General features: G+C 51.3%; 13 protein-coding genes. 4 read left to right on the forward strand and 9 right to left on the reverse strand.

Features of this window, described 5'->3' with window-relative positions:
• Positions 1 to 260 precede the first annotated feature (260 nt).
• The gene (locus AC0YOA_RS14260; RefSeq protein WP_475787142.1) at positions 261 to 842 is read right to left on the reverse strand and encodes a TetR/AcrR family transcriptional regulator; all 582 of its coding nucleotides are present in this window, start codon (positions 840 to 842) and stop codon (positions 261 to 263) included.
• A 170-nt stretch (positions 843 to 1,012) separates the two neighbouring features.
• Between AC0YOA_RS14260 and AC0YOA_RS14265 the strand changes: the two genes are divergently transcribed.
• Both AC0YOA_RS14265 and AC0YOA_RS14270 read left to right on the forward strand, forming a co-directional pair.
• Positions 1,013 to 1,624, forward strand: a complete 612-nt coding sequence (locus AC0YOA_RS14265) for an NAD(P)-dependent oxidoreductase (protein WP_475787143.1) — start codon at positions 1,013 to 1,015, stop codon at positions 1,622 to 1,624.
• A gap of 26 nt (positions 1,625 to 1,650) precedes the next feature.
• The gene (locus tag AC0YOA_RS14270) at positions 1,651 to 2,283 is read left to right on the forward strand and encodes an NAD(P)-dependent oxidoreductase (RefSeq protein WP_475787144.1); all 633 of its coding nucleotides are present in this window, start codon (positions 1,651 to 1,653) and stop codon (positions 2,281 to 2,283) included.
• A 266-nt stretch (positions 2,284 to 2,549) separates the two neighbouring features.
• On the opposite strand, the gene AC0YOA_RS14275 is transcribed toward AC0YOA_RS14270, so the two are convergent.
• The 4 genes from AC0YOA_RS14275 to AC0YOA_RS14290 form a co-directional block, all read right to left on the reverse strand.
• Positions 2,550 to 3,143, reverse strand: a complete 594-nt coding sequence (locus tag AC0YOA_RS14275) for a response regulator (RefSeq protein ID WP_475787145.1) — start codon at positions 3,141 to 3,143, stop codon at positions 2,550 to 2,552.
• Between the two features lie 87 nt (positions 3,144 to 3,230).
• A complete protein-coding gene (locus AC0YOA_RS14280) occupies positions 3,231 to 3,842 on the reverse strand; it encodes a DUF3298 and DUF4163 domain-containing protein (protein WP_475787146.1) in 612 nt (203 codons plus the stop codon).
• 91 nt (positions 3,843 to 3,933) lie between these two features.
• Positions 3,934 to 4,443 carry a GNAT family N-acetyltransferase gene (locus tag AC0YOA_RS14285; RefSeq protein ID WP_475787147.1) on the reverse strand — a complete coding sequence of 170 codons (510 nt, stop codon included), beginning with the start codon at positions 4,441 to 4,443 and terminating at the stop codon, positions 3,934 to 3,936.
• Positions 4,440 to 5,165 (reverse strand): phosphonate ABC transporter ATP-binding protein, encoded by a 726-nt coding sequence (locus AC0YOA_RS14290; protein ID WP_475787148.1) that lies wholly within the window; start codon positions 5,163 to 5,165, stop codon positions 4,440 to 4,442. Before AC0YOA_RS14290 ends, AC0YOA_RS14285 begins: the two co-directional genes overlap by 4 nt.
• Before the next feature lie 151 nt (positions 5,166 to 5,316).
• Here AC0YOA_RS14290 and AC0YOA_RS14295 point away from each other — a divergent pair, with 151 nt between their 5' ends.
• A complete protein-coding gene (locus tag AC0YOA_RS14295; protein ID WP_210040619.1) occupies positions 5,317 to 5,538 on the forward strand; it encodes a hypothetical protein in 222 nt (73 codons plus the stop codon).
• A gap of 153 nt (positions 5,539 to 5,691) precedes the next feature.
• Complete coding sequence (locus AC0YOA_RS14300) at positions 5,692 to 6,444, forward strand: HAD family hydrolase (protein ID WP_475787149.1); 753 nt, start codon at positions 5,692 to 5,694, stop codon at positions 6,442 to 6,444.
• Positions 6,445 to 6,558: 114 nt separating this feature from the next.
• Here AC0YOA_RS14300 and AC0YOA_RS14305 read toward each other — a convergent pair whose 3' ends face one another.
• The 4 genes from AC0YOA_RS14305 to AC0YOA_RS14320 form a co-directional block, all read right to left on the reverse strand.
• Positions 6,559 to 8,901 (reverse strand): DNA topoisomerase 3, encoded by a 2,343-nt coding sequence (locus AC0YOA_RS14305; protein ID WP_475787150.1) that lies wholly within the window; start codon positions 8,899 to 8,901, stop codon positions 6,559 to 6,561.
• A 19-nt stretch (positions 8,902 to 8,920) separates the two neighbouring features.
• Entirely contained in the window at positions 8,921 to 10,051 is a 1,131-nt protein-coding gene (locus tag AC0YOA_RS14310) for a hypothetical protein (protein ID WP_475787151.1), read from the reverse strand.
• Positions 10,052 to 10,099: 48 nt separating this feature from the next.
• The gene (locus AC0YOA_RS14315) at positions 10,100 to 10,420 is read right to left on the reverse strand and encodes a hypothetical protein (protein WP_475787152.1); all 321 of its coding nucleotides are present in this window, start codon (positions 10,418 to 10,420) and stop codon (positions 10,100 to 10,102) included.
• A gap of 305 nt (positions 10,421 to 10,725) precedes the next feature.
• The gene (locus AC0YOA_RS14320; RefSeq protein WP_475787153.1) at positions 10,726 to 12,213 is read right to left on the reverse strand and encodes a glutamate synthase subunit beta; all 1,488 of its coding nucleotides are present in this window, start codon (positions 12,211 to 12,213) and stop codon (positions 10,726 to 10,728) included.
• Positions 12,214 to 12,494 lie beyond the last annotated feature (281 nt).

A 12,494-nucleotide genomic window follows, 5' to 3' on the forward strand; every position in this document is an offset into this window, starting at 1 on the left:
GCCCTTCCCTTTAGAACCAACATAAAAACGCCGGTATCACTATTTTATTAAACGACTTCCGCAGGACAATGATTCCGTTTATCACTCGATATTTTTATGATGTGACATGATTTTTTTCGGGAATGCTTTTTTTCGAGATCAACTTCGCCAAAGAACGGCTGAAAATCAGCCGTTCTTTTTGTTTCGCTTCCAGGTTGGATTTTTCGCGAATAATTGCTTTATTACGATAACGGACAGTTTTGTTTTAAGCATGCTGCGCTTCACGGCGTCCTGACCCCGGCCATGATGAGGGGGAGTGCCTGTTCTACCAATATCTCCGCCGGCTCACTTCGGGCTTGTTCACTCCATTGCAAGACGATGCCAAAGACAGACCAACTGATCATCGCAGCCTTGATCTCCGGCTTCCGTGAATGCTGGCTGCCCGGCGATTCAAGGTGCTGCATACATTCCCGAACAATCTCATAAAGCTTCTTCTTGGCGTTTGTTTCGATAGAAGCGGACAACGTCAGCTTGCGATTCAGCTGCCGAGTTGTCTCCAAATGCCAGTCACATACAGCCAGCATAAGGCTTCGCACGAGAGCGGAGCCGTCCTCGCCCGGATCGTCGGGAATGCTCCGACGAATCGCTTCCTCCAGCAGCCCACCCAGCGTCTCGTCGAGCAGCTCGAATTTATCCTGAAAATGGCCGTAAAACGTTGCCCGATTCAGTTCGGCCCGATCGGTAATATGTTGAATCGTAATCGAAGAAAACTCTTTCTCGGACAGTAGCTCGATCAGTGCGTTCCGCAGCGACCTTCGCGTTTTTTTGGCGCGTGGGTCGTCTTTGTTTACGTAAGACATCATCTTGCATCGCTCCCTCCCTGTCTGCTCCGGTGCAATACGTAATCGCCAATTTGGTGAAAATGTCGCTTAGCCTACAAATCGGCGTTTTTGCGCATGGCATTGAGCAAGGGTTGTTGTTTATGATGCTAATTGACAGATGTCGTTTAGTCAACAGGAATGGAGGGCAACGGATGAAAATTGCGATATTCGGTGCGTCTGGCCGGACGGGACACTTAGTCATGAAAATGTCTTTGCAAGGAGGGCACGACGTCGTCGTCTTCGCGAGGCGGCCGGACAACATCGGTCTAAGCCACGAGCGACTCACCGTCATCGAAGGGACGGTCGCGGATCGCGAACGGATCGAACGCGCTGTCGAAGGAGCGGATGTGGTCATCGAATTAATGGGAGCCGTCAGTGAAGGGACGGTGAACATCATTGCCGCGATGAAAAAACACCGCGTGCAAAGGCTGATCGCCGCTTCTGCTCTGAGCGTGCGGGACCCGATGGATCGCTTCCAATTGGGGCGCTTGCTGCTTCTTGCGATGGTCAGCACGATTATTCCTCGCAACTTGAGGGAAGTCCGGAGGGCGGCGGAGCTTATTCGCTCCTCCGACCTGGATTGGACATTGGCGAGAGTTCCGATTTTGACTGACAAAACCGGCACCTTTTCGAAGGCCGGCTATTACGGTCATGGAACGGTCGGCATGATGCTGACGAGAGCGGACCTGGCTGCTTTCATGTACAAACAGCTTTTCGACACGAGATTTATATGTAAAGCTCCCGCTGTCAGCAGCGGACCATAAAATAACTGTCTATAGGAGGAATTCAGTTGAAATTAACGATTTTTGGAGCATCGGGAAAAACAGGTCAGCTGCTAACACTTTATGCGTTGGAACGAAGCCACAATGTCACGGCTTACGTCCGAACGCCCGAGCGGTTCGAGATTCGGCATGAGCGTCTATCCGTGGTGGTCGGCACATTGGAACAAGACGAGGCGATCGGGCGCGCGATCAATGGTGCCGACGCTGTGGCGGAGTTGGTCGGTGCCGTCAGCGAAGGAACCAAACGGATCATTACGGCGATGAAACAGCACGGCATTCGTCGCTTAGTCGCAGCGTCCGCGTGCAGCGTTTCCGATCCGAACGATCTCCCTGATGTGGAACTGTCCATGTTGGTTTCGTTCGTGGAAAGTCATCGTTTTGAAAATATTTTGGCCGTGCGGAGAGCGGCCGAAATCATTCGCGCCTCGGACCTGGATTGGACGCTGGTTCGTATCCCGGTGTTGAACGACCGCCCAGGCGGTGGTGCTGTCAAGGTCGGCTATCCAGGACGCGACGAGGTGACGATCTACTTATCGCGGGCTGATCTCGCTTCCACGATCCTGAGAATACTTGAGACTGACGGGCAGATCCGGCAGGCGCCGGTCGTCAGCAATTCCTTGCAGCCGGTGGGCGGTTGTTAACGTTCCTCTCAAACTGTGTTAAATTTGCAATAGGGTTAATTATAAATCCACAGATACTTGTTCCATTGAAGTAAATATTCCCAAATCCAAAACAACCCCTACGCCGTCTTCAGGTCTACCTCCTTCACAAAGAAGGCATCTCAACAGTAGTTGAGATGCCTTCTTTCATAAAATGTGACACTTTATATTAAAAAGCTTTATAGATATGATAATGTGCTCCTTTACTACAACTTTAGTTCACGTATTCAACGGCGTTTTTAGGTTTCTTAGCTTCCGATCCCTTCGAATCCGGAATCGGAAGATACCTGCATCTCTGACATGACAAAGCGCTTCACAAGTTCAATATCAAAGGGCTTTGTGAAGAAAGCAAGGACGCCGAGCTGCTTGGCCATATCAATTTTATCAGGATCGCCGTAAGCCGTTATCATGGCCACTTTGATTGTCGGCCTGAATTTGCGGATTTCCAGCAAAGCCTCGATTCCGTCCATGTCTGGCATTTTCAAATCGAGCAATATAAAATCAATGGGATTCTGCTCCACCTGCTCAATGGCAGTCCTGCCATGAGGCGCTTCGTATACCGTCAATCCTTCAAGCTCAAACAACTCCCTCAGCAGCCGTCTGATTGCCGATTGATCATCAACAATGAGAATGCTGTAGGGGAGTGTGCCCGGCTTTGGCGGCGGCATATCAAGCTCGGCCGCGGTGTCCCCGGAATCGAACAGCGATCCGAACGCGGGCGGATTATCCGTTCCGATCCGGACCGGCTCAAAGATGGGGCGAATCTTTTTCTTATTCCATCTCCGAATGCAAAAAGCAATAATGGCTGCAGCTACGGGCAGCAATAAAATCAAATAAATCATCGTAGAACTCCTCGTGTAAGCGTTTCTCCTGATTTATTTTCGACATTTATTGCACCAAATCCTGCAAACCCGAGAAAATGATTGGAATCAATCATTTACGTCCATAGAAGCAAGCGGCCCGGTGGGACTAATAATGTCCGTCAAATCGAAAACGGATATCGGAAAGTAAGGAAATCCAAAGGCATAAGGCGTCAGTTCAAAAAGTGAAAAATAAATCACAAGCGCACGGTCGGCAATATAAAATGGCTGATCGAAGCGAATGGATTGGAACGGCTCCAGGGTTTCGATCTGCCGTTCGGCGATTTGTACTTTGATCAGGTCTGATAAGCGCTTGATATAAGAACTCCCCGGCTTGAACAAATCGGCGAGCGAATAGGATCTTCCGGACACCGTGTCAAAGGTAAGCGATTGCTGCAGCGTCAAGCCGTGCGCGCCGCCTGTAAACGCATAATTGAACAGAGACAGGCTGAGCACGTTTTTTTCATTCGTTTTGATTTCAAAATAACCCATCATCTCCGCACGGGGATCCTCTAGTGACCCCTGCTCCGCCACCAGCGCCCTTACAGCGTGCCGTATGGATTCGTTCATGGTGTTGCGCGCGGCCGCATGCTGAACGCCGCTGACGACGGGGACCCACAATTCCGCTTTGGGAAAAGTAACGCGGGACGCATGGATGACTGCCGGAAACTGAAATGCCATATGGACACCTGCCTATTCGGGTTGATGTTCCATTATATGCGCTTTATCCGGTTCCCTTGCTAGTTCCACTTTCCTTCAGCAGAAATGAGCTTTAGTTCCGCAAATTCCGCTTCATCTCATGCCACTCGATGCCGCCGTGCCGCGAGGAAGAAATCCCCGCATATTCAAACCCCAAACGCTCATAAAATCCAATCAAACCGGCCTCGCACATCAAAATGATGCTTTCCAGCCTGTCCGCTTCCGCCTGCCGGATAAGCGCATTCATCAAAGCGCTGCCAATTCCTCCGCGCCGGCTTCCGGGATCGACGGCAACGGACAAGATGCACAGGTGCATCCCACTCTCCTCCGCGCCTTGCTCCCCTTTCACATGGTCTCCTCCGCAATCGTCAGCAGAGGTGCGTACGCCGCAGGCCAAGCCGATCAGCACAGCTCCATCCCATGCCGACAGGAAATAATGGGGAAAATGAAGCTGCCGGTAAGCAAACGCTTCGCTGGTGGCAGCAGCCTCCGCCGGATAACAGGAAAGCTCCAGCCGATGGGCGGCCTCAAGCTCGGGTACCCGGATCGGCCGGATTGGAAGATCATTCACCGCTTTGCTCATATGAGCATTTTTTCCCGTTCGGTCAATCTTCTCCCTTTAACGTCCAGTACCAGCTCTCCGCCACTTAGACCCAGAATCCGGTCTGCGAACCGTTCAGCCCAGTCACCCTGATGCATGACCGCAATAACAGAAATCCCCTGAATTTTGCACATCCTCTTCAAGTCCGACAGAACCTGTTCCGCCGCGTGGGGATCAAGGCCGGATACCGGCTCGTCGGCAAGCAGCGTTTGGGCACCGTGAACCAATGCCCTTGCGATGGCAATACGCTGCTTCTCTCCTCCGCTCAGCTTCTCCCCCTTCTGCTGCGCTTTCTCAAGCAGTCCCACCTTCTCGATCATATCCATGGCTCCCATATAATCGTCATTGCGGACCATTCCGGTAACTCTGCGCCAGACAGGCGTTTGATAAGCGGATCCGATCAGCACATTCTTCAGCGCCGAACGATTCGGATGCAGCGTGGGCTTCTCCTCCATATATGCCATTTCCCGGCGCACCTTCATCGTTCCCGTAAAACCCTTTTCAAAAATATTGACGCCGTCAACGAAATACGATCCGCTTGTCCATTTCTCGCGCAGAGCCAAACACTTCAGCAGCATGGATTTTCCGCTGCCGCTCGCCCCCTTGACCGCTACGAATTCGCCGGGCTGAATTTCAAAGCTGATACCCGTCAGAACCTGCGGGCCGCCTGGTATTTGCTTCGTCAATTGAGATACTCTTATCATGAATGGCGCTCCTTTTCCAAGTTAGCGATTACAAGTCTATCAATCTAGTTTACGGGAAACAAAAAATAGTTTCCATCCGAACAAATGTTTGGTATAATCAAAACAAGAACACATGTTCTAATATCCTATTTTCCCAAGGAGGCTGATCATCATGAACAACTGTGAAAATTATCGATTTATTGAGAGGTACCGTCCTTATCGCGATTTGACCTTCAAATTTTACTCTAATGGCTCTCTCACCATTATTGATAATACCGCAGAGGAGGTGATCACGCCCCGGGAACTCAAGGGTGAGAGCTATGACTTTTATGTCCGCAAGCGGCTTGCTTACATCAGACAGGATCTGAGCGCCAAACTGCAGAAATTCGCCTGATGCCATTTAACCCCGCTAATTCATGTCATTTACAGCCCGCGCTAGGATAAGTATCTGTAACGGTTTACAATAATATTCAATTTGACGGCGAATCCATATATGCGGTAGATTGGTTTTACAGCCGAATCATATGGAGAAGGAGCCGTGCCTTTGATGAAGCAACAACTCTTATTTGATCTTGATGACACGCTGATCCATTGCAACCGGTATTTTTATCTTGTCATTGACCAGTTTGCCGATTTTATGTCAACCTGGTTTCGCGGCTATGGTATCCCGAGTGAAACCATTCGGAGCAAGCAAACGGAAATCGATATTGCCGGCGTCCATGCCGTTGGCTTCATGAGCGAGCATTTTCCCCAATCCTTTATTGATACCTACCGTTATTTCATGGAACAGACGGGAAGGGCTCGTTCCGTTATAGAAGAAGATCAGCTGTGGAAGCTGGGCCGAAGCGTCTACGAGCTCGAAGTGGAGCCTTATCCATTTATGGAAGAAACACTGGATACTCTCGCTTCCAATGGTCATGAGCTGCATCTGTACACTGGCGGCGAGATGCTGATTCAGCAGCGCAAAATTCAACAAATGCAGCTGCAGCGTTATTTTGACACCCGCATCTATGTCCGTTCGCATAAGAACATTGACGCGATGGAAGGCATCTTAAGCGAAGGCGGCTTTGAACGCAGCTCCACATGGATGATCGGAAATTCGCTGCGGACCGATGTTATTCCAGCCCTTACGTCCGGTATTCATGCCATTCATATGAAAAGTGAATCGGAGTGGATCTATAATGTCGTCGGGATTGATGTTGAACCGAAGGGCGCATTCTTCACCCTTCATCAGCTATGTGATGTGCCGGATAAGATCCATGGCTATATACGGCAGCAGGAAAGCGCCGTTAATCTCTGAAGGGAGCGGGACACGGCTGATCCGCTACCTTGACCTGAATAGGCTTGCCTCCACATGAGCGGAATTGTTCATGCCAGGAGACAAGCCTATTTTTAATGAAGCTCTACCGCATGATCAGGAAAGCACAAACTCAATCGTGCCTTTACTTTGATCTGTTAATATCCATTTTCCTGAATTCGTCGTGCCATCCTTGGCTTTGCTTGTTATCTTGCGCGTTTCACCTTTGGCTGCCAGCGCCTTGGCCATCGCTGCCGTGACCGCTCTGCCCTGCTGCTGCTTCCAGATAACGAAGGTGCAGCCTTCCCGGAACCGCAGACAGCCATAGCCTCGTTTACCCTCCACAAGCTGTCCGCCGCAGCCAGGGCGCGGACAATCGGCTATCACCGCAGGAGTTGCCGACGAGCCAGCAGCCGGCTTCTCTTTGGCCTTGGATACAGCCTTGGATGCGGTCTTGGCTACGGATTGCCTGGTACGTGAGGCAGCAGCTCTTGCGCTTCCTTCTGCGGCAGCGGATGCTGGCTTTCCGCTGGAAGCATAACGTTTGGTTGTCCGCCCTTTCCCCTTGGCGCCGCCCGAGCTGCCTTCAGCATCTCCAAACAGACTGGACGCTGCTTGCGGCTGATGCCTCACCTTGCCGACGATCATCTCGGCAAACTCCTTCACCTTCTGCATGAACTGTTCATCTGAGGCTTCACCCTTGGAAATCTGGTGCAGACGCTGCTCCCAGCGTCCCGTCATTTCCGGCGAAGCCAGCAGCTCCACGCCGGCTCCGCGTATGAGCTCAATCGCTGCACAGCCCTTAGTGGTAATATCCAGCCTTTTGCCCGCCGTTACGATGTAGCCAACATATTTCAGCCGTTCAATCGTTGCTGCGCGGGTAGCTGGCGTGCCCAGACCGATTTGCTTCATCGCATCGCGAAGCTCTTCATCCTCAATCGATTTGCCTGCGCTTTCCATGGCTTTGAGCAGCGTACCTTCCGTATATGGCTTTGGAGGCTTTGTCGCCTTCTCCAGCGCAGCAGCCTCGTCACAATAGACCGGAGCATCCGCTTTCACCCCGAAAGGACGATCCGTGAGAACGAGCTCGTCCTCCTGCTCCTCTGTCGGCTCATCCGACTTTTTCTTGCGGCTTTTTTCTTTGGGAGCGCCGCTGTCATCCTGGCCCAGTACGACTCGCCATCCCGGGTCCAGCTGTTCCTTCGCGCGGGTGCGAAACAGCTCCTCTTCGACTTCCGTCATCACCTCATGATTGTTGTAGACGGCCGGCGGATAATAGTGCGACAGGAAACGGCGTACGATGAGATCGTAAATATTCTGCTCTTCCGTACTGAGCGTCCCCGGGCGTTTGGGTGTTGGCAGTATGGCATGGTGATCCTCTACCTTAGCAGGGTTACACACGGCTTTGTTTCCTTTGTGGACACGGCTGCGGTCCGCTCCCTGCGCAAGCTGCCCGTAAGCAGTTTGTTTGAGCATCTGAAGGACATTGCCCATGACCGGGATATTCTCTTCCGTAACATAATTGGAGCTGGTCCGGGGATATGTAATCACCTTATGTTTCTCGTACAGCGCCTGGGCGATATCCAGCGTTTTCTTCGCCGGGTATCCGTATCTCCCGTTCGCTTCGCGCTGCAGCAGCGTCAAATCATACAAGCGGTAAGGATACTCCTTGGTTTCATTCGTCTCATAGCTGACAATCCGCGCCGGTTTACCGCTCACCTTGGCTGCCAGCAGCTCGGCTTTTTCCTTGTTTGTAATCCGGTCGCCCTGCCAGAGTCCTTTGTAGCTGAAGTCCGTCTGGCTGAAGCTCGCCTGAACCACAAAATAGGTTTCACTATTAAACGCGGTTATTTCCTTGTGGCGATCGTAGAGAAGCGCCAACACAGGCGTTTGGACGCGTCCCACCGACAGAAGGGTTTTGTGGCGGATTGTAAAAGCCCGCGAGGCATTCATGCCCACCAGCCAGTCAGCCTCGCTGCGCGCCCGTGCTGCCCGCGTGAGCGGATCGTAATCCTGATCATTCCGAAGCGAATCAAAGCCGCGCCGGATCGTCTCCGGCGTCAAATCCGAAATCCACAACCGCTCCGTGGGCTGCGACATTTTCAAATACTGCCGGATTAAATGGAAAATGAGCTGCCCTTCACGCCCGGCGTCGCAGGCATTAACCAGCCGGTCGCTGCGCTTGGCGAGCTCGCCGATCGTTTTCAGCTGATCCCTGGTTTTGGGATTGGGCCAAAGCTTGAAGCGGTCGGGAATAATCGGCAGATCCGCCTCGTTCCATTTTTTATATTTGGGATCGTATTGATCCGGCTCCGCAAGACTGACCAGATGTCCGATCGCCCACGTTATGATATAACGCTCGCCTTCCAGATAGGATCGTTTATTTTGCGCTTTTGGCTCGATAACAGCCGCAATCGTGCGTCCCATATCAGGCTTCTCCGCAATGATTAATGTCTTCAACTAATCCCCTCTTTGCTGCTTAATGGTCGATCTCTACATAACGTATCATGGCCTGCATGATACTGCGGACCCCTTTGGACCAATTGGGATCTTCGGCATATTCACGGTTAATCCAGGTTATCGCATCCTCTTTCTCCGGCCTGTCCTTGCTGATGCGCAGTATGGTCCGCACAGCAATCGCGGTGGATTGCTCGATGGTCGTATTATAATCCTGCCAGCTGTAAAAAACATTAAACGGATTGTTCGCTATTTTTTTCGCCTGTTTATGGGTAGTCGGCACAAAAGCCTGCTCCTGTCCGGTAATCGCAAAAAGCAGCAGCGGATGAATGTTATTCTCCCTGGCTGCCGACATAATGGCATCATAATAGGGCTGCTCCGCAAGCAGAGAAGATTTGTTGTGCAGATATTGTTTCAATCGGCTCTCATTCACTTCCGTATAGAGCAGTTCAGCGGGCAAACTATTGCTTGCCGGAACTTCCACGGATCTTGCCGGCTGTATGTCTGCTTTCTGCTGCTGCTTGTCCGGCGCTGCAGCCGGCTGCAGCAGGATTCCCCCATAAATCAGGCTGGACATGACCAGAAGCGCCGACAGAAGAGCGTAGAGCATCGATTTGACCCTGGGCGGCTTCACAGCCGCAGGCAGATGGACAATATCTCCTGCAAGCTCTTGCTCCAGTCTGGTCGAGGGACTCCGCTCCTGAAGGAGCAGAGCTTGATTGGCAAAAAGCGACCAAGCCGAAGCTTCCTCTCCTGCAGCGGCTTCTGTCGCCTGCGCAGCCGTGATCAACAGCTTGTAGAACGGCTCAAGCGGCAGTGAGCATGCCAACCTTTGCTGGGTCCATATATGCAGCGGTTCATACACCGCCCTGTCCTCAAGATTCAAGGCCAGACAGCTTTGAAAGACATGCTCCGGCCCTACAGGCCTCTGCTGCCTGGCTACTACTTGAAGAAGCAGCTCCGCTGTCAGCTTCAGCTTGATTTCTTCGGCAAAATCCGGAAGCTGGCGCATGACAATACGCTGCATTGCATCTGCTACGATTTCCGCCCGGCGCTCAGTCGGCAAATCCGCGTATTTATGCTGTACATAATGGCGAATACTCGATATCTCTGACTTCGTAAGCACACTTGCCGCATTGGATGACATCATCATTCCCCCATGCTTGGCTTATTGGTCTCTCGATTTTACCACAACTTTCCTTTACTTGGGGGCGGCGGATTCCAATATCGCTTTCTGCACGTCCTCTTGTTCGATATAGGCTTGTATTTGCTCCTTCTCATCGATTGTAAACTGGAATTCACAATCACAGCCCTCATCCAGAGGCACGATTTGTACAATTGTGCCATTCGTTGTGCAGATGACCAGCGCAGTCAGCTGCATGATTTCCTCCGGACACGGTGTTGCCGGGGATAACACAAGACCGAGCTCGATATCGACCCACTGCTCGTCACGCCGTTCAATACGCGGCTCAAACGCCAGAATTTGCAGCTGCGTCACCCGTTCCGACCCATATTGAATCATCGTTTCCCACTCTCCATTCCAAGAAAATCGAATTCTTTCCGATATCGTAAGAAGAAACGGCTTCGTCGTCCTTTGGCGGCAAAGTTAGTTTCTTCCCTCAAACCTTATAGAAATTTATAGGCATGAAACTTATAAATTCTATTAGGTCAAGAAGAAACGGGTTCGCCTTCCTTTGACGGCACAACAAGTTTCTTCCCTCAGAAATATAAGCAAAAGTAGAGGTCAAATTGTATACTTTCTTATATTTAAATAAAAGCGCCCGAAGGCGCTCTTATCGGTAAAACATTATTAATAGCCGCAGCTGCTTATGGCAGCATTGTTGTCCCCATCAGGTAACGGTCAACCTCACGGGCAGCCTCGCGGCCTTCATTGATCGCCCAGACGACCAGACTTTGTCCGCGACGCATATCGCCGGCAGCGAATACTTTGTCAACACTAGTGCTGTAATCGCCGTAAGCTGCTTTGACATTGGAGCGGCGGTCCTGTGCAAGACCCAATTGTTCAATAATCGTTGTTTCCGGTCCTTCGAAACCGACTGCGATCATTACCAGATCAGCCGGCCATACTTGCTCGGTGCCGGGAATTTCCTTGTAAATCCGGCGTCCGGACTCATCGACAGTACGTTCGATCTGGACGGTGTGCAGCTCCTTCACATTCCCGTACTCGTCGCCTACGAATTTCGTGGTCAGGACGGAGAATGCACGCGGATCCTTGCCAAACAATGCACGCGCTTCTTCCTGTGCATAATCGAGCGTATACACATTCGGAAATTGCGGCCAAGGATTTTTCACAGGATCACGCTCAAGCGGCGCTTTGGATACGGTACCGAATTGAGTGATGGACTTGCAGCCATGGCGAAGCGCCGTTGCCACGCAGTCTGTTCCTGTATCGCCGCCGCCGATCACAATAACATTCTTGCCTTTGGCGGAAACGTAGTTGCCATCCTCCAAATTGGAGTCCAGATAGCTTTTGATCGTACCGTTCAAATAATCCATGGCTTTATGAATGCCTTTCAAGTGACGGCCTTCAATGTCAACCTCACGGGCTTTTGTAGCGCCGCCGCACAATACAACGGCATCAAATTCGTCCATGAGCTGCTGGGAGGAAATATCGGTACCGATTTCAGTATTCGTAACGAACTGGACACCTTCCGCTTCGAGCAGATCCACCCGGCGTTGAACGACACCTTTGTCCAGCTTCATCGTCGGAATGCCATATACAAGCAATCCGCCAATCCGATCGGCACGCTCATACACGGTTACCGTGTGACCCGCTTTATTCAATTGGGCTGCGCATGCCATTCCGGCCGGACCCGAACCAACCACAGCAATTTTCTTCGAGGTGCGCACTTTGGGAGGTTGAGGAACAACCCAGCCTTCCTCGAAGCCTTTATCGATGATGGCTTGCTCAATGGACTTGATGGTTACTGCATCGCCAATCAGCCCTACTGTACAGGAACCTTCGCAAGGGGCAGGACATACACGCCCCGTGAACTCCGGAAAATTATTTGTTTTATGCAAACGGTCGAGCGCTTCACGCCACAAACCGCGGTAGATCAGATTGTTCCACTCGGGGATGAGATTATTTACAGGACAGCCTGAAGCGCCGCCCGGGAGCTCAATGCCCGTATGACAGTACGGAGTGCCGCAATCCATGCAGCGCGCACCCTGCGTACGAAGCTGATCTTCATTGAAGTGCTTATGAAATTCTTCCCAATCCTTGATGCGCTCCAGCGGATCGCGATCTGCAGGCAGCTCGCGCTTGTAATCCATAAATCCAGTAGGTGTAGACATATCGCTTATCCTCCATCTCTTTATCCCCTTGCAGTAAGAAGAACCGGCAGGCTTCTTCAAGGCATGCCCGGATCTCTTCCCCCTGAAAATATAAGCCAGGCATACAGGAACGTATCCGGATATCCTCTCTTATACCGTATTGAATATCAGAATGAAAGCAGATGCCTTAAGTAACGCAGCTGCGAATATTTATTCACTCTTATCCTAAAAATATATCGGGATTTCAGTCAACATTCAATATCAAACTTCCCCATTCAGATGGGACTTATTTATCATATCGT

The organism is Paenibacillus sp. JT22N12, from assembly GCF_056269365.1.

Coding starts and splice junctions, on each gene's coding strand:
- AC0YOA_RS14265 (WP_475787143.1), top strand. CDS start 1,013: ATGAAAATTGCGATATTCGGTGCGTCTGGCCGGACGGGACACTTAGTC.
- AC0YOA_RS14315 (WP_475787152.1), bottom strand. CDS start 10,420: ATGATTCAATATGGGTCGGAACGGGTGACGCAGCTGCAAATTCTGGCG.
- AC0YOA_RS14275 (WP_475787145.1), bottom strand. CDS start 3,143: ATGATTTATTTGATTTTATTGCTGCCCGTAGCTGCAGCCATTATTGCT.
- AC0YOA_RS14320 (WP_475787153.1), bottom strand. CDS start 12,213: ATGTCTACACCTACTGGATTTATGGATTACAAGCGCGAGCTGCCTGCA.
- AC0YOA_RS14310 (WP_475787151.1), bottom strand. CDS start 10,051: ATGATGATGTCATCCAATGCGGCAAGTGTGCTTACGAAGTCAGAGATA.
- AC0YOA_RS14260 (WP_475787142.1), bottom strand. CDS start 842: ATGATGTCTTACGTAAACAAAGACGACCCACGCGCCAAAAAAACGCGA.
- AC0YOA_RS14295 (WP_210040619.1), top strand. CDS start 5,317: ATGAACAACTGTGAAAATTATCGATTTATTGAGAGGTACCGTCCTTAT.
- AC0YOA_RS14285 (WP_475787147.1), bottom strand. CDS start 4,443: ATGAGCAAAGCGGTGAATGATCTTCCAATCCGGCCGATCCGGGTACCC.
- AC0YOA_RS14280 (WP_475787146.1), bottom strand. CDS start 3,842: ATGGCATTTCAGTTTCCGGCAGTCATCCATGCGTCCCGCGTTACTTTT.
- AC0YOA_RS14300 (WP_475787149.1), top strand. CDS start 5,692: ATGAAGCAACAACTCTTATTTGATCTTGATGACACGCTGATCCATTGC.
- AC0YOA_RS14290 (WP_475787148.1), bottom strand. CDS start 5,165: ATGATAAGAGTATCTCAATTGACGAAGCAAATACCAGGCGGCCCGCAG.